This window comes from Pseudomonas uvaldensis, from assembly GCF_021271205.1.
In the GTDB taxonomy this organism is placed as follows: domain Bacteria; phylum Pseudomonadota; class Gammaproteobacteria; order Pseudomonadales; family Pseudomonadaceae; genus Aquipseudomonas; species Aquipseudomonas uvaldensis.
In genome coordinates this window covers 129,609-148,527 of the sequence record NZ_JAIWKS010000006.1, presented here as the reverse complement: position 1 = coordinate 148,527, position 18,919 = coordinate 129,609, and the positions used below count along the sequence as shown (strand labels likewise).

General features: G+C 57.4%; 21 protein-coding genes and 1 tRNA gene. 12 read left to right on the top strand and 10 right to left on the bottom strand.

What is annotated here, in order from left to right; all coding sequences use genetic code 11:
• The first annotated feature begins 1 nt into the window (after position 1).
• Positions 2 to 448: a hypothetical protein gene (locus LCU97_RS15540; protein WP_232777095.1), complete on the top strand. Its 447-nt coding sequence runs from the start codon at positions 2 to 4 to the stop codon at positions 446 to 448.
• A gap of 9 nt (positions 449 to 457) precedes the next feature.
• Here the strand turns inward: LCU97_RS15540 and LCU97_RS15535 are convergent, their stop codons facing one another.
• Positions 458 to 907: a hypothetical protein gene (locus LCU97_RS15535; protein WP_053147903.1), complete on the bottom strand. Its 450-nt coding sequence runs from the start codon at positions 905 to 907 to the stop codon at positions 458 to 460.
• Between the two features lie 392 nt (positions 908 to 1,299).
• On the opposite strand from LCU97_RS15535, the gene LCU97_RS15530 reads away from it, so the two are divergent.
• From LCU97_RS15530 to LCU97_RS15500, 7 genes are all read left to right on the top strand, one after another.
• Positions 1,300 to 2,073, top strand: coding sequence for an ABC transporter ATP-binding protein (locus LCU97_RS15530; RefSeq protein ID WP_053147905.1), 774 nt, complete (start codon positions 1,300 to 1,302; stop codon positions 2,071 to 2,073).
• 13 nt (positions 2,074 to 2,086) lie between these two features.
• A complete protein-coding gene (locus LCU97_RS15525) occupies positions 2,087 to 2,839 on the top strand; it encodes an ABC transporter substrate-binding protein (protein WP_053147908.1) in 753 nt (250 codons plus the stop codon).
• 75 nt (positions 2,840 to 2,914) lie between these two features.
• Positions 2,915 to 3,610 carry an ABC transporter permease gene (locus tag LCU97_RS15520; RefSeq protein WP_232777094.1) on the top strand — a complete coding sequence of 232 codons (696 nt, stop codon included), beginning with the start codon at positions 2,915 to 2,917 and terminating at the stop codon, positions 3,608 to 3,610.
• Positions 3,607 to 4,296, top strand: coding sequence for an ABC transporter permease (locus tag LCU97_RS15515; protein WP_232777093.1), 690 nt, complete (start codon positions 3,607 to 3,609; stop codon positions 4,294 to 4,296). The genes LCU97_RS15520 and LCU97_RS15515 overlap by 4 nt, the downstream gene beginning before the upstream one ends.
• Positions 4,277 to 5,530: a methyltransferase gene (locus LCU97_RS15510; RefSeq protein ID WP_232777092.1), complete on the top strand. Its 1,254-nt coding sequence runs from the start codon at positions 4,277 to 4,279 to the stop codon at positions 5,528 to 5,530. The genes LCU97_RS15515 and LCU97_RS15510 overlap by 20 nt, the downstream gene beginning before the upstream one ends.
• 312 nt (positions 5,531 to 5,842) lie before the next feature.
• A complete protein-coding gene (locus LCU97_RS15505; protein ID WP_053147917.1) occupies positions 5,843 to 6,688 on the top strand; it encodes an FkbM family methyltransferase in 846 nt (281 codons plus the stop codon).
• A gap of 54 nt (positions 6,689 to 6,742) precedes the next feature.
• Positions 6,743 to 6,818 (top strand) — tRNA-Thr (locus LCU97_RS15500).
• A gap of 145 nt (positions 6,819 to 6,963) precedes the next feature.
• On the opposite strand, the gene LCU97_RS15495 is transcribed toward LCU97_RS15500, so the two are convergent.
• Positions 6,964 to 7,605, bottom strand: a complete 642-nt coding sequence (locus LCU97_RS15495; protein ID WP_232777091.1) for a BRCT domain-containing protein — start codon at positions 7,603 to 7,605, stop codon at positions 6,964 to 6,966.
• A 529-nt stretch (positions 7,606 to 8,134) separates the two neighbouring features.
• Between LCU97_RS15495 and LCU97_RS15490 the strand changes: the two genes are divergently transcribed.
• The gene (locus LCU97_RS15490) at positions 8,135 to 9,124 is read left to right on the top strand and encodes an Abi family protein (protein WP_053147927.1); all 990 of its coding nucleotides are present in this window, start codon (positions 8,135 to 8,137) and stop codon (positions 9,122 to 9,124) included.
• Between the two features lie 365 nt (positions 9,125 to 9,489).
• Entirely contained in the window at positions 9,490 to 9,768 is a 279-nt protein-coding gene (locus tag LCU97_RS15485; protein WP_232777090.1) for a DUF3077 domain-containing protein, read from the top strand.
• A gap of 171 nt (positions 9,769 to 9,939) precedes the next feature.
• Here LCU97_RS15485 and LCU97_RS15480 read toward each other — a convergent pair whose 3' ends face one another.
• The gene (locus LCU97_RS15480) at positions 9,940 to 10,908 is read right to left on the bottom strand and encodes an alpha/beta fold hydrolase (protein WP_232777089.1); all 969 of its coding nucleotides are present in this window, start codon (positions 10,906 to 10,908) and stop codon (positions 9,940 to 9,942) included.
• Positions 10,909 to 11,236: 328 nt separating this feature from the next.
• On the opposite strand from LCU97_RS15480, the gene LCU97_RS15475 reads away from it, so the two are divergent.
• Positions 11,237 to 12,844 (top strand): methyl-accepting chemotaxis protein, encoded by a 1,608-nt coding sequence (locus tag LCU97_RS15475; RefSeq protein WP_053147931.1) that lies wholly within the window; start codon positions 11,237 to 11,239, stop codon positions 12,842 to 12,844.
• A 76-nt stretch (positions 12,845 to 12,920) separates the two neighbouring features.
• On the opposite strand, the gene LCU97_RS15470 is transcribed toward LCU97_RS15475, so the two are convergent.
• Both LCU97_RS15470 and LCU97_RS15465 read right to left on the bottom strand, forming a co-directional pair.
• The gene (locus LCU97_RS15470; protein ID WP_232777088.1) at positions 12,921 to 13,598 is read right to left on the bottom strand and encodes an RES family NAD+ phosphorylase; all 678 of its coding nucleotides are present in this window, start codon (positions 13,596 to 13,598) and stop codon (positions 12,921 to 12,923) included.
• Positions 13,598 to 14,008 carry an MbcA/ParS/Xre antitoxin family protein gene (locus LCU97_RS15465; RefSeq protein WP_053147935.1) on the bottom strand — a complete coding sequence of 137 codons (411 nt, stop codon included), beginning with the start codon at positions 14,006 to 14,008 and terminating at the stop codon, positions 13,598 to 13,600. Before LCU97_RS15465 ends, LCU97_RS15470 begins: the two co-directional genes overlap by 1 nt.
• Positions 14,009 to 14,275: 267 nt before the next feature.
• On the opposite strand from LCU97_RS15465, the gene LCU97_RS15460 reads away from it, so the two are divergent.
• Positions 14,276 to 15,202: a LysR family transcriptional regulator gene (locus tag LCU97_RS15460; protein ID WP_053147937.1), complete on the top strand. Its 927-nt coding sequence runs from the start codon at positions 14,276 to 14,278 to the stop codon at positions 15,200 to 15,202.
• Here LCU97_RS15460 and LCU97_RS15455 read toward each other — a convergent pair.
• From LCU97_RS15455 to LCU97_RS15435, 5 genes are all read right to left on the bottom strand, one after another.
• On the bottom strand, positions 15,119 to 15,436 hold the full coding sequence (locus LCU97_RS15455; RefSeq protein WP_053147939.1) for an AzlD domain-containing protein: 318 nt from the start codon (positions 15,434 to 15,436) through the stop codon (positions 15,119 to 15,121). The genes LCU97_RS15460 and LCU97_RS15455 overlap by 84 nt on opposite strands.
• Positions 15,415 to 16,128 carry an AzlC family ABC transporter permease gene (locus LCU97_RS15450; protein ID WP_053147941.1) on the bottom strand — a complete coding sequence of 238 codons (714 nt, stop codon included), beginning with the start codon at positions 16,126 to 16,128 and terminating at the stop codon, positions 15,415 to 15,417. The genes LCU97_RS15455 and LCU97_RS15450 overlap by 22 nt, the downstream gene beginning before the upstream one ends.
• Positions 16,125 to 16,562: a GNAT family N-acetyltransferase gene (locus LCU97_RS15445; protein ID WP_172679594.1), complete on the bottom strand. Its 438-nt coding sequence runs from the start codon at positions 16,560 to 16,562 to the stop codon at positions 16,125 to 16,127. Before LCU97_RS15445 ends, LCU97_RS15450 begins: the two co-directional genes overlap by 4 nt.
• Positions 16,563 to 16,575: 13 nt before the next feature.
• A complete protein-coding gene (locus LCU97_RS15440; RefSeq protein WP_053147943.1) occupies positions 16,576 to 17,322 on the bottom strand; it encodes a 2OG-Fe dioxygenase family protein in 747 nt (248 codons plus the stop codon).
• A 236-nt stretch (positions 17,323 to 17,558) separates the two neighbouring features.
• Complete coding sequence (locus tag LCU97_RS15435) at positions 17,559 to 18,845, bottom strand: OprD family porin (RefSeq protein WP_053147944.1); 1,287 nt, start codon at positions 18,843 to 18,845, stop codon at positions 17,559 to 17,561.
• Positions 18,846 to 18,919 lie beyond the last annotated feature (74 nt).

Genomic DNA, 18,919 nt, shown 5'->3' with positions numbered 1-18,919 from the left:
GATGGCCTCATTGAACAAGCAGCAAAAGCGCGCCAAACGCGCAAAGGACAAAGCCAAGCAGATCCGCATGACCGGTCGCAAAGCGATTCCGATGTACGGTGATCCGGCCTACGCCACCGCACAGCCACCCGTTTATGTGTTGGAGTTGTTCGCCAAACTGCGCGAAGCCGAGGCTATAGGTCGAAGCGAATTGCTCGACACACTGCTGTCGTCCCTGAGCGTGATGATCACTGAACGTCCAGGTCTGTTGGACCTGAAGAACGCTGAAAACAAAAGCATGGCAGCCACCAACCTGGCCGCCGACATGCTGGTGGACTACCGCATGTGGGCCGATGATATGGATCGTGAAACGGCCCAGCGCTGGCTCAGCACCCCGGAATTCATCAAGGACTTCAGCGAGGCGCTGGACCGCTATCGCCAGTCAATGGAAGGCCCCGCCAGCGAATAAGCCGCTCGGCTATTCGTCGCCGTCCCAATGAAACACCAAGTTACGAACGGCGCCGCTGTCTACATCAGCGGTGTCGCGGCGCTCCTCGCCGTTACGCGTCGCCACGACCTTGTACTTGCCCGGCGGTAGCTGCACATATACCAGCGGGCCCGCGTCCTCAAGCGTCAACAGCGTTTGTCCCGACGCATTCTGGACAGTGACGTCCACGTCCGGGATGTATTTGCTCTCAGGCCCGACCGAAAACGTCATGTGCAGGTTGTAACCCTGTGCCTGCCCGATGGCACGCGCTTCATCCTCACCGATGCCACCAGACAGATAAGTAATGCCGTTCTGCTGGAGCGGTTGGACTTGCACGCCTGAGTTGTCGATGGGCGCGAGGTTGGTGGCATTGAGTGTGATGGGCAGCAACAGCGCGCCCAATGCGATGAGAGGCAATATAAAGAAATGGATGGGCTTCATGGCGAGGACTCCAGTGATGGAAACGGCTCACATGAGTTCTCTTTTGATTGTGGTTATGTGCCTGGGTTTAGATTCATTGGGACTTACCAGAAGTGCCAGTTTTTCTAATGCGGCTACGCTCATCCGATTAACCCTTCCCACCCCAACCCAAAGCTGGCACCATCGCGCCTTTTTTTACGCAACTCCCCCAGGCTTTTTCGTCGGTAAACGGAGTCAAACGACCGTTCGGTTGTTGATGGCGCGACAGTCTGCTGCGCCGATGCGACAACCTGCCACGCATCATCGGTTTACCACCCGCAACGCTGTTGGCGACCATTCGGACGCATGCTAGCTTGGCCGCCTCGCCAGGAAGGCCGCCAACAGCAAGGGAGCACATATCATGAGGACCGCACATGGCCCAGGCCACGCCCGCGCTTGAAATCCGCAACCTGCACAAACGCTACGGACAGCTGGAGGTGCTCAAGGGCGTCTCGCTGACCGCCCGCGACGGCGATGTGATCTCGATCCTGGGTTCGTCCGGATCCGGTAAGTCCACATTCCTGCGCTGCATCAATTTGCTGGAGAACCCCAACCAGGGCCAAATTCTGGTGGCTGGGGAAGAGCTCAAACTCAAGCCTGCGAAAAACGGTGAGTTGGTGGCCGCCGACGGCAAACAGATCAATCGTATGCGCAGCGAGATCGGTTTTGTGTTTCAAAACTTCAATCTCTGGCCGCACATGAGTGTGCTCGACAACATCATCGAAGCCCCACGCCGCGTGCTCGGCCAGAGCAAGGCCGAAGCCGTCGAAGTGGCCGAGGCCCTGCTGGCCAAGGTCGGCATCGCCGACAAGCGCCACGCCTACCCTGCCGAATTGTCCGGCGGCCAGCAGCAGCGTGCGGCCATCGCACGTACCCTGGCGATGCAGCCCAAAGTGATTCTATTCGATGAGCCCACCTCCGCCCTTGATCCGGAAATGGTCCAGGAAGTACTCAATGTGATCCGCGCCCTGGCCGAGGAAGGCCGTACCATGCTGCTGGTGACCCATGAAATGGGCTTCGCCCGCCAGGTTTCCAGCGAAGTGGTATTCCTTCATCAGGGCCTGGTCGAGGAACAGGGATCGCCACAGCAGGTCTTCGAAAACCCGCTTTCGGCGCGCTGCAAACAATTCATGTCCAGCAACCGCTAACGGAGCACTACATATGCAGATCTACAAGAAGTTTCTCCTGGCCGCAGCCGCCGGCCTGGTGTTCTCGGCTAACGTCATGGCGGATGGAAAGCTGCGCATGGGCATCGAAGCCGCCTACCCACCGTTCAACAACAAGGACGCCAGCGGCCAGGTCGTGGGCTTCGACAAGGACATCGGCGATGCCTTGTGCGCGAAGATGAAAGTCGAATGCGAAGTGGTGACCTCCGACTGGGACGGCATCATCCCTGCCCTGAACGCCAAGAAGTTCGATTTCCTGATCTCCTCACTGTCGATCACCGACGAGCGCAAGCAGGCCGTGGACTTCACCGACCCGTACTACTCCAACAAATTGCAGTTCATCGCGCCGAAAAACGTCGAATTCAAAACCGATAAAGACTCGCTCAAGGGCAAAATCATTGGCGCACAGCGAGCCACCCTGGCTGGCACCTGGCTGGAAGATGAACTGGGCAGCGACATCACCGCCAAGCTCTACGACACTCAGGAAAACGCCTACCTGGACCTGACCTCCGGCCGCGTCGACGCGATCCTGGCGGACAAATACGTCAACTACGACTGGCTCAAGACCGACGCCGGCCGTGCTTACGAGTTCAAGGGCGATCCTGTCGTGGAAAGTGACAAGATCGGTATCGCCGTGCGCAAGGGTGACCCACTGCGCGACAAGCTCAATGCCGCATTGAAGGAAATCGTGGCCGACGGCACCTATAAAAAGATCAACGACAAGTACTTCCCGTTCAACATCTATTGATGCTGACGTGCCCGGCCGGTGCTGCACCGCAGCATCGGCCCTTAGCAAAGCCTGCCGCGATATGAACACACACCCATGATGATCGATCTCTACGGATTCGGCCCGGCGCTCGCCGCCGGCGCGCTGATGACCGTCAAGCTGGCGCTCTCGGCCCTGTGCCTGGGGCTGTTGCTCGGCCTGCTCGGCGCCCTGGCCAAGACTTCCCCGTACAAGCCATTGCAGTGGCTGGGCGGCACTTACTCGACACTGGTCCGCGGTGTCCCGGAGCTGCTCTGGGTGCTGCTGATCTATTTCGGCTCCGTCAACCTGATGCGTGCATTGGGCGAACATTTCGGCAATCCCGACCTCGCCCTCGATGCCTTCGCCGCCGGCGTGATTGCCTTGGGGCTGTGCTTTGGCGCTTACGCCACGGAAGTGTTTCGCGGCGCTATCCTGGCGATTCCCAAGGGCCACCGTGAAGCGGGTGTGGCGCTGGGCCTGTCGAAATGGCGGATCTTCACCAGATTGATCCTGCCGCAGATGTGGCGCATTGCCCTGCCCGGCCTGGGCAACCTGTTCATGATCCTGATGAAAGACACCGCACTGGTCTCGGTGATCGGCCTGGAAGAAATCATGCGCCACACGCAAATAGGCGTGACCGTGTCCAAGCAACCGTTCACCTTCTACATGGTCGCCGCCTTCATGTACCTGGGCCTGACGATCCTGGCCATGGCCGGCATGCATTTGCTGGAACGACGCGCCGCCCGCGGCTTTGCCAGGAGCACCCAATGAACTGGGAAGTTATCATCAAGTGGCTGCCGAAGCTGGCCCAGGGCGCAACCCTGACGCTGGAGCTCGTGGCCATTGCCGTGCTCGCCGGCCTGCTACTGGCGATTCCGCTGGGCATCGCCCGCTCTTCCCGGCTGTGGTACGTACGAGCGCTGCCCTACGCCTATATCTTCTTTTTCCGAGGCACGCCGCTGCTGGTCCAACTGTTCCTCGTCTACTACGGACTGGCGCAATTCGATGCCGTGCGCAGCAGCACTTTCTGGCCTTACCTGCGGGACCCGTTCTGGTGCGCTACGGCTACCATGACGCTGCACACTGCCGCCTACATCGCCGAAATCCTGCGGGGTGCAATCCAGGCCATCCCGCGTGGCGAGATCGAGGCTGCTCGAGCCCTGGGCATGTCGCGGCCCAAGGCGCTGCTCTACATCATCCTGCCCCGCGCCGCGCGAATCGGCCTGCCGGCCTACAGCAACGAGGTGATCCTGATGCTCAAGGCCAGCGCCCTGGCAAGCACTGTGACCCTGCTGGAGCTTACCGGTATGGCCCGCACGATCATTGCCCGGACTTACTTGCCGGTGGAGATCTTCTTCGCGGCCGGCATGTTTTATCTATTGATGGCATTCCTGCTGGTACAAGGCTTCAAGCAGCTGGAGCGCTGGTTGCGCGTCGATGCCTGCCAAGGGCGCTGACAATGGCGTTCTGACGGGCGAGATACTGCTCGCCCGCTTCACGGCGCTGGATGCTTTTCTTACAGCGCATCAGGCACTGTGGAAACCACGTCCATTCACTTATCTGCAACTGCCCTGGGAAAGCGCCTACCCGGAATTGGCCCAATGGCTACGCCAGCGTTCGCTGGAGGATGCGGAACACGACCACCATCAGCCATGGTTCATTGAGGACGCGCCAGCGCCCTTCCGCGAACTGGCGACCATGTCCCGGACACTGAGTACGGTCGCGGAACTGCCAGCCAACACGCTGGAAGCGCCCGCTCATCGCCTCAACGTCAATGTTCCCGGCCGCAAATGGCAGCAGATCGAAGCCTTCGCCAGCCGTCTGCACTTCGCCAGCGAACCGACCCACTGGCTGGACTGGTGCGCGGGCAAAGGCCACCTCGGTCGGCGCCTACTGCGTGGCGAACAACAACTGACCTGCCTGGAATACGACCCGTTCCTGGTCGCCGGCGGCCAGCAACTGAGCCAACGCCATCAGTTGCCAGCCACGCATCTGCAGCGAGACGTCCTGGCGGCGGATGCCGTTCAGGCGATCCGACCTGAACACACGCCGGTGGCGCTGCATGCCTGCGGCGAGCTGCATGTACGACTGATGCACTTGGCGAATGCCGCCGGCTGTGCACAACTGGCGATTGCGCCGTGCTGTTATAACCGCATCAGCACCGAGCATTACCAAGCACTGTCCGACGCCGCCAAGGGCTCTGCCCTACAATTGTCCCTCGACGATCTCAGCCTGCCGATGACCGAAACCGTCACCGCCGGCGCTCGCGTACGACGGCAACGAGACCAGTCCATGGCTTGGCGCCTGGGCTTCGATCTGCTGCAACGTCAACTTCGCGGCAGTGTCGACTACTTGCCCACGCCGTCCTTACCCAGCGTTTGGCTGGAAAAATCCTTCGCCCAATACTGCATTGATCTGGCCGCGCTCAAAGACTTATCCACAGTCGACTCGCCTGATTGGGTTGCGCTGGAAGCAGCTGGCTATCAACGCCTGGCCGAGGTGCGTAATCTGGAACTGGTCCGAGGCCTATTCCGACGGCCGCTTGAGCTTTGGCTGGTGCTGGACCGGGCACTTTTCCTAACGCAAAAAGGCTACGACGTACGCCTCGGCACGTTCTGCGAAACGCCGCTGACACCGAGGAATCTGATGCTACTGGCAGAGCGTTGCCGAGACGAAACACCCTGTGGATAACTCTGTTGATGAAATAAACATGGATCCAAGAAATCCGCGATTTTCCTGACCGCTCCTTAGCTGGTCATTTTTTGTTCACATGGATAAAAAACCATGAAAACAGGCATTTGCGACGAAATGAGAAAGTGGTCACAAAAATCTCCCAGTTGCCGCCCACCCGTCCATCCCGTTGTGCATAAGCGCCCAAGCAAAACGACATAACCGCCGATTTCAGTGCTGGTCCGCGTCAGTAATTGCGTCCAACCCGCCCGTGCTATACAACAAGCCGCACGTATCCTCATTGACACATGCCAACGCACTCAAGGACCGGTCGTGACGTTCATTTCCTACGCACAAAATTTCGAAGACATACGTCTGTGGCGCGCCCTTCAGTCGGTGCAAAACGGCTTTTACCTCGACGTCGGCGCCAACCATCCGACAGACGACTCCGTTACCCGCGCCTTTTATGACCATGGCTGGTGTGGGATCAACATCGAACCGGTGTCGGCTTACTACGATGCGCTCTGCCAGGAGCGCCCCAACGACATCAACCTGCAATGCGTGGCCGGCGAAAACGCCGAAAGCCTGACCTTCTACACCATTGCCGACACGGGCTTATCCACCGTAGAAGCCAGCGTCGCCCAGCAACACCGCGACGCAGGCATGGATGTGCGCGAACAGACCGTCCTGTCCCGTACCCTGGCCTCGATCTGCGAACAATACGCCTCGGACCGCCCCATCCATTTTCTGAAAATCGACGTCGAAGGCCACGAAGAAACCGTGTTGCGAGGCATGGATTTCACCCGCTGGCGTCCCTGGATCATCCTGATCGAAACCCCATGGGCCCGCGACCAGACCTGGGAAACCCTCGTCACCGATGCCGGCTATCAGTCCATCCTGTTCGACGGCATCAACACCTACTACCTCGCCGAAGAGCACCTGGCCCTGAAACCTGCCTTCGACATTCCCCCATGCAACCTCGATGGTTTCCGGTTTTGCAAAGGTCACAAATTCAGCCATCCCCTAAGCGACACCGAACAGCAACTCGCCACCGCCCTGCAACGCGCCGAGGAGGCCGAAGCCCAACTGGCAGCCATCCAGAACAGCCTCACTTGGCGAGCCCTGCGCAAATTACGCCACCTCCTGCCCCACCCCTTGCCACGGCTCATGCAAAAATAGTCAGAATTCAGGGGTTTACAGAAATCCCCCAATGGCTATAATCGTCGCCCACACGCCGGTATAGCTCAGTTGGTAGAGCAACTGACTTGTAATCAGTAGGTCCCGGGTTCGATTCCTGGTGCCGGCACCATACAAAACAAGCCCTCGCAGAAATGCGAGGGCTTTGTTGTTTATGGCACATCCAACCTGTGGGAACGAGCCTGCTCACAATGAGGCCGTCAAATTCACTGACGATCTGCCGGCCAAGACAGGGCTGCGCCTCTTAGGTCACAACCTCAACCAAACAACATCTTTTGCCAATGATCCTCACCCACAATGGCAATCGATGAACCCGCCTCTCGCAGCTCCACGGCCTTTATAATCTTCGTTCCGTAGGTACTGTGGCGCCACTGCTCATTACCCACGCTGCCAACCACTAGGTAATGCACTTTCTTACTCACGGCTCCGCCAATCAAACCACCCCGTTCCTCGACTAACGCCTGACAGTCCTTACGCGGCCCAAAGGCCATGACACCGGTAAATACAAACATCCGGCCGTCCCATACCAGATCAGGGGCCGGTGAATTGAATGGAAGGTCGGTAGAAGCAATGGGGAGCGTTTCGCCGGCCTTCGCACGCTCGATGCCCACGCCAGAAAAGCTACGCAGGATGTTAAGCAGCTCAAGAGACTCATCCGGGTCCAGAGCGTCGTCCTGAAGCATGGACGCCAGACGTGAATAAAGCAGATTGATCACCGGGTCGTTGAGATGCGCGAGATTGTTCTCCAGCCATTGCTTCAGAAAAATCGCCTCAGAGGTGTTTACGACGCCGTCCGCGGTAATCCCTGCTGCCAATCCCACCAAGGCGTCGGCGGCACGTCGATCAATACGGGCGCTGTGGAACAATTTACTGTTTTCGAATTCATTGTGCAGGTCCATGGCGGGGGTGTCCTTTGGGGGTGGGTTGGCTCGATGCTTTGTGAAAATGCAGTAATCAAAACTAGCATTCCTTTGCGTGGCTACTCGACTCTCTAAGCAGCAAAATAAATCCGTCCCCTTTTCCTTATAGATACCCTTTGAGGTACGTCGAAAAATCCACCAAATTCCAGTCCCGCCAAAATCGGGGCCTCACAGCAAACAACCGTTCGTCTGGTGCCACCATACAAAACAAAACCCCTGCAGAAATGCAGGGGCTTCGTTGTTTCTGGCACTCCCAACCTGTGGGAGCGAGCCTGCTCGCGATTAGGCCGTTAAATCCACTCATGATTTGCCGGATCAATGCCCTGCGAGCACGCTCAGTCCGCACCCAAAATCTGCGTGCTCCAGTACCCGTTACAATTTCACCTCACCCTTAAGTTGACGACCTTCTTCAGCTACCTATAATGCACCCCAACACACCCGCCAAGCCTAGGTTGACCCAGTCAGCAAGCTCAAATCGTGCGGGTTTTTTTTGCCTGGAGAAAACTACATGAGGCCCTTCGACAAGCCGGCTCTCAGCGTAGAACAGCAATTGGAACTGCTAAAGCAACGAGGCCTGCACGTCGCCAACGACGAACGGGCCATGCGTTTTCTCGAAGTGGTCACGCTGTTTCGTCTGAGCCCCTACATGCGTCCCTTCCAGGAGACAGACGCTGAACATACCTTCAAGCCCGGCAGCACGCTCAAAGCAGTCGTCGACATCTACCGCTTCGATGGTTCGTTGCGACGCATAACCATGAATGCCATCGAACGTGTCGAAGTCGCCATACGAGCGACTATCAGCAATCACATGTGCCCTAAATATGGGCCCGACTGGATTGCTGACGCGTCGGCCTTCTCCTCGTCATACGCCCATCTCGATCTGTTGCGTCCCTTGCGGGAGCAATTGAATAAGGAGCGCAACAAACTGAGGCGTGAGATTGAGCGCATAAAAAATGGCCGACAGGCCGAAGGGCTCCAGCAGCAGCGCATAGAAAACCGCATGCGCGATAACTATTTTCGATATTACGGAGCGACCTATGCTCACCCTGAGTTGCCGCCTGCTTGGGCGATTCTGGAAGAGCTCAGCCTTGGGACGGTATCTACTCTCTTCAATGCCATAGGTAGAAGTGCCGATAAGAAAGCTATCGCCGCCAGATTCAATCTGCCCTTCGACGTATTGGCCTCTTGGCTGCACACCTTGACTTTCATTCGAAATTGCTGCGCCCATCATTCTCGACTCTGGAACCGAGAGCTCTCGATTCGACCAGCCTTGCCCAAAGAGTGGGTCGTCCCAAATGCACCTGTCGGCCGGCCCCAGCCTAAGCAGCGCCTCTACATCGTATTGACAATGTTGGCCTACCTAACCGACTTGATCAGTCCAGACAGTCAGTGGAAGCTTCGCTTGGCCGAAATCATGGACCAGCAGGAACTGGCTTATTTGAGGCTCATGGGATTTCCCAATGAGTGGAAACGCCAGCAACAATGGTGCTTGGAATAAGAAGCTAGAAGTGCGGGTTTCATTCTCACTCTCCCATCTCAATAGCCACCAAACTACCTGAACCGGACACGCCAGCATCGCGCCACGATTGCAGCTTAGCCACTTGCCCGCTACGCTTCGGAGGTCGCTGCCAATTCAGCGACCGGGCGTAGGAAACCCGAAGTAATCAAGGCGCAGCAAATGCGCCCCGCTTATTATTGCAGGCGCTTTTTTTGTGTCTGCGATAATGCTTCATGGCGGCTGTGCGCGGGACACCTTCGGGTGTGCCGGGTACCTTGATTCCCGGTTTTCCTACCCCGTGCATGGCCGCCACCCAATCCCGTAGGAAAGGACGGTTGCGGCTCTCATAGTCAAGGAGCCAGACAATGCCAAACCCGCAAGACTTAAAAACCGTAGGCCTAACCCCCTTCTCGTTCCACTCCGACCGACCACTCTTTCGCGTCAACAGCGGCGTCCCTATCGGCGAAGCCCTATCCCATGCCTCCGATCTACTCCACGTCGCCAAGCTTCTGGCTGAAGACGCCGCGATGATTCGCGACACGGATCGCTATGCCTGGGCGTCGTGCTATTTGCAGGACATGAGCAAGGCCGTTATTGATGATGTGGTGAAGGTGCTGGAAGCGCCGGGGAGTTACTCCGCTTAGGTGCGAGGTAGGGCGGCGCTGCTCAGTTGGGCGAGCAGCGTTGCGTCTGAGAGTCCTGTGAGCGCGGGTGAAGAAGGGCTGCTTCGCACCCCAGCGGGAGCAAGCTCCCTCGCCACGGGGAGTTACGGTGCATTCAGTAAAAAGTCGTTCGTCCGTCGATATCGCGACCCGCTACTTTCGCAAGAAATCCAGAATCGCTTCGCTGGTAGCCTCTGTTTTTTCCTCAAGTACCCAATGCCCGGTGTTTTGCAGGATCAGGGAATGAGGTTGCGTCGTAATATGCTGGACCTGCTCGGATAACGTCTTGCCTCTCGAATTGCCTCCACCAATGGTCAGCACCGGGATGGTCAGTTTGTTTTCAGCGAACGCCTGGTTGTCATTGGCATCATGTTCCACCCAAGCAGAATAGAGCTTGAATGCCGCCTCCATGCGACCGGGCCGGGAGTAATCTTTTAACAGGGCTTCGCGTACCTCGTTGGATACGGAAGGATTGCCTTTATAGACGAAACCATCAAAAAACATGTCCAGGTAGATTTTTTCCTTTCCCTGGATCATTGCGACTGCGGTAGGTCCAAAGAAGCGGAAATGCCATTTACTTGGGATGCCGGCCGCAGGGTTGCCGTTATAAGGAGTTTCCCATCCAGGAATTCCCGGGATAAATCCATCCATCAACACGATATGCTTGGTTTCTTGCGGATAAAGCGCGCCATAGGCATAGGCGACAATCAAGCCCATATCATGGCCGATAATATCCACCTGCTTCATCTTCAGCGCTTTAATCAATTCATGCAGATCCAGCGCCATGTTTTTTTTGTCATAGCCACTTGTCGAAATTTCTGTTTCCCCGGCACCACGATAGTCCGGAACCACGGGGGTATAGCCAGCGCGCGCCAGCCTCCCCATTAACGCCTCCCAACTGCGCCAGCTTCCCGGGAAACCGTGCACCAACAAGACCGGCTTGTCGCCATTACCGCTCACTAGATAATGCATGCGAATGCCGTTCACGTTCGCATACTCACTTTTAAACGTTGCGCCATCAATGACAACGCTCTGGGGGTCAGCTGTCGGCGTTGCGGCTTGCAACTGAGCGGACATTCCCGAGATAGCCAATGAAATAGCGGAGATAATGAGCTTTCTCATTTTTGGCACCACCGTAGGCCGATTGAATTCCTATGCTGCACCCAGGCTGAGCAGGTACGTTGCGGTTAATCGGGAACCGTGAAGTTCGATTTTCCTGCTCTAGCCTGAGTGCTTTTTCGACAGGATGGCTACTGTCAGAAATGACAGTCTCGACGAATGGCTTTTGGCGTTCCGGGAGTAAGTCCCTGCGCCGATAGGATGCCGCACCGCATTCAGCTAATCATTTTCCCCGCCGATACCCATGGAATAACAGCACGCCCCGAACACGAGGCCCCGCTGACGCTCAACTACACTTGCCCAAAAATCCTCACCTCAGGAGCATTCGGCGATGAAAATTCGCACCAAGGTCATCGGCTCGGGGTTGGTCAGTCTGTTCTTTGCGCTGTTGCTCGGTGGCATCGGGTTGTGGGGATATCACGCCATGACCGAAGCCCTGGCGCAGAACGAGACCAGTATTTCCGCCATGCGCAAACACATGGAGGCGGACATGATGCACGACGCCATCCGCGCCGATGTGTTGGCGGCGTTGCTCGTGGCGCCGGGCGATGCCGGGGCGGCCAGGGAGGTCACCGAAGCGTTCGATGAGCACACAGCGCGGATGCGCAAGGTCATTGCCGAGAACGCCGAGGCGAAGCTGCCGCAAGAGGTGGCGCAAGCGATCGTCGAGTTGAAGCCCCAGGTCGAAACCTACATCGACAGGGCCAGGCAGGTCATCGGCAAAGCCTTGAGTGGCGCCCAGGATGGTCGTGCGTTACGGGCGGAGTTCGACCAAGCGTTTTCGGCCCTTGAAGAGCGCAACGAGGTCGTGAGTGAGCTGATCGAAAACCAGGCCCATTCGTCCCGCCAGCATCAGGATCAAAGCATCCATGCCTCGGAACGCTGGTTGATCGTGACACTGCTGACCACCTGCGTGGCGCTGGTGCTCTTGTCATGGAGCTTACTCAAAGCTGTGCTTACGCCATTGAACAAGATCATTCTCAACACCCAGGCGATTTCCCAAGGGGACCTGCAGCGGTCGATGGGCGCACATGGCAACGACGAGCTGGGACAATTGCAAGGTGTGATCGAGCAGATGCAGGCCAACCTGCGCCAGATGATCGCCACGATCCGCAGCCAGAGCGATGAACTGCATGGCACGTCCCGAACCTTGGGCGATACCGCGCGGCAGATTGTATCCAGCGCAGACAACCAGGCCCAGAGTGCCACCAGCATGGCGGCAAGCATGGAACAGATGATGGCAAATATCAGCCAGATCCATGAACATGCCGACAACGCACGAACGATTTCCGCACAATCCGAACACCTTGCCAGCAGCGGCGGGCAGGTGATTCTCGGGGTAGTGGAAGGCATGAGCCGCATTGCCGAGGTGGTGAACCAGTCCTCCGTCAAAATCACTGCGCTGGATGCTTCGTCCGAAGATATTCATTCCATCATCCAGGTGATCAAGGGCATCGCCGAGCAAACCAATCTGCTGGCATTGAACGCCGCCATCGAAGCCGCCCGCGCTGGCGAAGCCGGTCGCGGTTTCGCGGTGGTGGCCGATGAAGTACGAAATCTGGCGGCGCGCACCACCCAATCCACTCAGGAAATCACCGCGATGATCGAACGCATCCAGGCCAACGCGCGGGATGCGGTAGCGAATATGCAGGCGTGCGTAAGCAGCGTCGATGAAGGCGTAAACCTGGCTCAGCAGGCTGGCGTATCCATCAGCGAAATACGCACCGGCGCCCGGCATGCCGCTGAAGTGGTGGAAGAAATATCCCTGACCATTGCCGAACAATCGAAAGCCAGTGATGAGATGGCGCAGCGGGTGGAATCGATTGCCGAACAGTCACGGGAAAATACCCGCTCGATTCACAACCTGACGCAAACGGCGGACCAGCTCAACGATGCGGCTGGATCGATGCAAGCCTCGGTGCAGCAATTCAAGATCTGATGGCAGCCTGGCTCGATTCTTGTGGCGAGGGCATCCGCTCTTCGCCACCGCGGGATGTCGCAGGGCCAACGGCGACTCACACCCGGTTCACCTCGAACACAAACGAAATCTCGCGCTTCTGGGCACTCCAGACATATCGGATATGTTTACCCTGGACCGGAATTGAAACCGCGGGCGGGCGAAACGCGGCGACGCACTCATGGCCAGGCAGGCGAACGCTGTTATAGAGCAGGCCCCAGGACAGGCTTTCACGCAATTGCCGGGCAAATACCTGGGACGGGCCGTAGGCGTCGGGGTCCGGGTTGTGCAGGTGCGGGTAATCATGGCGGATGTCATGGAGCGGCTTGATGACCTGGTTGACGTAGGTACGCATGGTCAACTCCAGGTCCGGTTCGTTGGTCGCTCCCAGGAATCGCGCCTGGTGATAGCAAGTTTCGGCAATGGCGGCTTCCTGGCTGCTGGCGGCGTAATAGACGCCGAAAGTGCCATCACTGAAGCGGCTGCTCTTGCCGATGTGGGTAAACGCCGCCATGACCGGCGAGGAACCCGGCCCGGAAACACGATCTTCTGGACGTACACGGGACAGCACCCCCGCTTCCTCCATCAACCGGTCATTGGTCAATGCTTCCAAGGCGTAGGCCGTTGGCAAATCGTCCGGGTCCAGCACGTCTTCGAACAGCGTAATCGGTGGAAAGCAGCTGTTGACGATGCGATAGGCGCGCGTCCATTGCGGGTCCGCCAGTGGAGGCATCATCAACCGCGCACTCCATCGAGGTATCGCCGCACATCTGCAATGTCTACCACCCGTCCGGCCAACATATAGGACAACGCCGACTGGCCATTGAATGGCGCAGCGGTGTTGGGCGTGCTGACCCATTGGTATGCACGATCCCGGCTGTTGCTGAAGATAATACTCAATGCCTTGTGAATACCCATGAGATAGGAAATGCGCTCCAGAGTGTCACGCGGCAAGCGTATGTTGGCCGGCAGTTGCTTGTATTTGTAGAAGGTCGTGTTTCCTACCTTGCCCAGCAACGTGCGCTGTTGCTCGACACTACAGCCCCACAGCGCCATGAGATTGAAGAAAAACTTCAAGGCGACCCGACCGGCATCCGGAGACTCTAGCTGTTGCTGTGCATTGAAAGTAATGGAGGGCGTTGCCATGGGATGAGACTCCGTTGTTACCGTGATACCGCAAGAGTAGTACATATACGGACATAATTTAATATTTAATTCGTAAACGGACAAACAAAGTACCGAACCGGCAAAAAAAATGAATTGCGCATAAGCTCCAACCATCGCCTGCCAAGGCTTTTCGCCACAAAATCGCGACAACCGCGGCGAGGTGCATGATGATAGCCACCTGTACAGCCTGTACCCGGGTCAGGTACATAACAACAGCGAGCCCACTTACGCAGAGGGCATTACCTCATGGATAGCAGAACCTTACGCAACCTTATGCGCATCGTGCAGACCGGCTCTTTGTCGGCGGCAGCGGAGCATTCGTGCCTCACGGTGCAAGCATTGGCGGCGCAATTGAACAAGGTAGAGGAGCAGTTCGGTTTTCGATTGTTCCGGCGTTCGAACAAGGGGTTGACGTTGACGAGCCAAGGCTCGGAACTGACTCCCTTCATGGATCAGGTATTGGTGGCCACGCGACAGTTGGAAGAGAAGGTCGCCGCACTCAAGAAACCTCGGCAACGCACACTTAAAGTGGCGCTGAATACCACTCTCGCGGCGGAATTCAATCGACGACTGATAGATCGGTTGATTGCCGTTTTTCCTCAATTCCAGTTGGAGTTCAGTTACGCCGAGTCAATGGAGAATCTGAGCAAGCTCAAGAACGAAGGTTTTGACCTGGCGATCCTGATCGGGCCGCAGCAGAGTGGCTTTCCCAGCATCACGATGCCGGATGTACAAGTGCGAGTGGTAGGCGCTCATTGCGGCGGCGAGGACGATTCTCTGGGGTCGATTGGCGACAGGTTTCAGGTACGTCCGGCACAGGAATGTCCGTACTCCCACAGCTTCCTTCGTTTCCTCGATGCCGGCCTGGGCGACTATGGCTCGAGCCAGCGGATGGTGTATTCCTGCAGTGAAACGCTGACCTTGTCCTTGATCACGCAGCTCGATGGGCTGGGACTGGTCTCCAGAGAGGCGGCGTTGCATAACGGCCTGGCAATTTTCCCGGACTTCGAGGACTTTCTCGAGGTCCGCCTGGCCGTGAACAATCCGGAGCTGTCCAGCCAGGCGCTACACGACGTTGTGGACCTGAAGCTACATGAACGAACCGAGCGCGATATACGCCGCCGTGCCCACCGCCACACTGAGAAACAGGTTACGGCTGAAATACGCACATAACAGCGTAGGAATCGCGGCATAGAACTCTGGGCGGTCCAGTTGTATCTGCTGATCCTTGATCAGCAGCGGGGTGATGCTGATGGCAGCGACGATCGCCACCGGCAGGTATTCCAGCGCACGGGCGACGAAGGGCGGCCAGTGTTCCGTATTGACCTGCAACGGCAAGGCACGGGGCAGGAAGGTCACGGCCATCATCAGGGCCACCACCAGGATCAGGAACGTTTGGTCAGGCATACGCCCACCCCGCAGCCAACGAAAGTGGCAATAAAGACGTTGAACGGTGAACTGCCCAACAGGCTCAACACGCCCATGCAGACAACGGCTGCCAGGGCCGCGATCAGTTTGTTGCGGGTGTTGCACAACGAAACCAGCACATAGAGCATCATTGCCGTCAGCGCATAGTCGAGCTGATACTTGATCAGATGCGCGGCGTACTGTGCACAAACGGCGCCCAACAAGCCCCCGAGCACCCATGAGGTGTGACAGAAGAGGTTGAAGCCGATGAGGTATCGCACACTCACGGGTGCCCCGCTACCGAGCTTGACGCTGTGGAAGGCAAACGATTCGTCCGTGAGCCCGGAAGCATAGCACCAGCGCTCGAAACGACTCAGGCCCAGCGCACGCAGGGCCTTGGCCATGTAGACCGACATCAGCATGTGCCGCGCATTGATCAGGAATGTAGTGAGCACGATGGTGGTCAGCGACGCCCCGCTGGAAAGCAACGCCAGCGCGGCGAACTGCGAAGCGCCCGCATAGACGAAGAGGCACATCGCGACTGGCAGCCACAAAGGCAACCCGGCGTTGACCGCCATCAGACCGAACACGAACGACACCGTAAAATAACCCGCTACCACCGGACTGGCTTCAGCGAAGGTGCGCGAGGCTTGTGGTTCGACCGCCAGCGGCTGGCTGGAAGTCTTGCTCATAGATCCCTCTCGAAAGTGATTTCACCCCGGGGTTCGTAGAACCCCTGTGCCGCCCAGAAACGCTTGCCGGCCAGGTTAGCATCATCGACGAACAGGAACATGCGTAGCACGCCTACCCGTTTCATGTCGGCCGATGCCGCTTCCACCAAACGCTGACCCAGGCCTCGGGTGCGATAGCCTGGACTCACCGCCAGGTGGTTGATGGTGCCGCGGGTACCCAGCCTGCCGCCAATCACCGCGCCAACCACTTCACCGCGGGCATCGATGGCCAGGTAGGCAGTGGTGGTCTCCTGGAGAAGTACTCCACGCAAAAATCGGGCATCCTGCCATTCGCAGAACGACACTTCGTCGAAACCGCGAAAGAACTGCTCCATTCGTTCGGCGTCCCTGACCATCGCCCGGCGCAGCAGGACCTGCTGCACCGGATCGTCCATGGTTTCCAGCTGTTCAGCGAACAATGTCGAAAGCGGTCCCGGGCCGCGAGAAGGAGATCGCCAGGATCTGCCTGAACGCCATTTCATGGCTGTGAACGTTGCGGGCAGGGGTGACATAGTGGCGCATGTCGCGATCCAGGAAGAACGTCGTGTCGAGAATGTCTTCGTAAGTAATCGCGGCCAGTTGCTCTTCCTGGGCGGTGTACAACCGGCTCTCTGCGCCTGTCACGTTATGACGGCCCCAGAAGTGCACGCCACTGAACGGGTAGCCGTCGCAGTGGATTCCTTCGGGAGTAATCTCCAATTGCTTGCCCGGCTTGATCTCGATGCGGATCTGATGAATCTGGCACTGCCAGATTTCATCATGCAGTTCCTGTGGCAGGACGTTCTTGTAGACCTCGAAGTCCGTGTCGATCAGGCTGCGCATCACCGGCGAGTTGATCACCTCGTCGGAAAAGTCCTGGAAGTGCCGCTCCAACCCACCGACATAACTGTTGTTGGCCTTGGACTGGATGTAGGCCCGGTGTTCGAGTTGCTTGAGTTCACGGGTCTTCGGGTCGTATTCGAAGTCGCTGTAACGACGAAAACGCATGCCTGACTCGGCCTGGCCGTAATAACTGTCGGGCTCCATGTTTTCCCAGCTTTTGGTCAGCCGGACAAAATCGCCGAAATGACCGTAGAGATTGAAGTCTCCACCGCGGACGTTAACGTATTTGTCACGTCGAAGCGCTTCGCCCACTTCCCTGTTCAGAACGATCATTTTTTATCAGGTCTCCACTGCATTGAGCGGCCTAATCTAGTAGGTGCAGAATTTACGTCCATGAGAAAGAATTTGAGGCATTTCAAGCGTTGCTTGAAACCTTGGTTGAATGCCCGTGGAAACGATCTTTTTATCGGGAAAATGGTCGTTTTCAGTGATATTTCTGGCGCCAAAAGACAAAAAGACCCCCGAATCGGCTTCGGGGGTCTTTTCAATCCAACTGAAGCGACCTGCTATCAGAAGACGTTGATCGGATAATCCACGAATACCCGCAGCTCGTTACCACTGACGTTGTATTCACTGGATTTCTGCGAAACACGCAGCACCGAACTGCGCAACCTGACGCTCAGGTCCTTGGCCGGGCCGCTCTGGACCACGTACTTGAATTGGTTGAAGATTTCGCGCTCGGTCCCGCCTTCGCTGGTGGACGTGGTGATGTTATCGCCGCGCACGTAAGCAACGTTGTAGGTCAGGCCCGGTATGCCGAAGGTGGTGAAATCCAGTCCGTAGCCCAACTGCCAACTACGCTCGTCCTCGGCGTTGAAGTCCGACCAGTAGGAGTTGGCCAGGTAGATTGTATTGCCACCATCGCCTACACGGTTCTGTCCACGCTGATAGCCGCCATAGGCGTAGCCCAGGTTACTGTCGCCCGTGCTGCGCTGATGGGCGAGGGTGAAACTGTGTGGCCCGGTGGCGAATGTCGCAGCCAGGCTCCAGATTTTGTTGTCATCGCCGGTGACGTTGTTTTCGCGAACGTAGCTGTTATCCAACTGGGTGCGATAGCCGTTGAAGTCCAGGGTCAGGGACTGATCCTTGGCCAGCGGGAACACGTAGTTGGCGTTCACGTACTGTTTTTTCAACACGTCTTCGACGTCCGACGCATACAACGACGCCTTGAACTGCTCGGTGAACTGATAGCTGCCGCCCAACACGTTGATCGACTTCAGCCCTCCGCTGTCACGGCCTTCGGCGCTCTTGCGCGATTCGGCGGTGAAACGTCCGGCATTCAGTTCCAGACCCTTGATCTCCTTGGAAGTGATCAGCGTACCGGTATAGCTTTCCGGCAGCAGGCGTGAGTTGTCGTAGCTCAACACCGGGAGGGCCGGCATCTGGTCGCCATAGGCCAGCACGGTATTGGAAACACGGAATTTCACCGCAGCACCGAACTTGGACAGGTCATCCGCCGCGTTGCCGCTGTCACCTTGTTTGAAGAAGTCGATGCCTTGCGCACCGCTGCGACCTTTGCCGCCGTCCAGGCGCAGCGCGTACAGGCCGAAGGCATCCACGCCCACCCCCACGGTGCCTTGGGTGAAACCAGACGAGAACGTACCAATTACACCTTGGCCCCATTCGGCCTTGTCCCGGTTGCCGTCCTTGTAGTCGCGATTGATGTAGGCGTTGCGCAACAGCACTTTCAGGCTGCTGTCCTCAACGAAACCCTTGGACTCTGCCTGGTCGTTGGCCATGGCGTGAGTGGTGCTCAAAATCCCCAGTGCGATCAAACTGATGCGCTTGTTCAACATATTTATTTTCCTTGTGCGGGTTGATACGCACTGCAACCGACAACCGAAACGGCGCTTGTTGCGCTCTTTTTTCG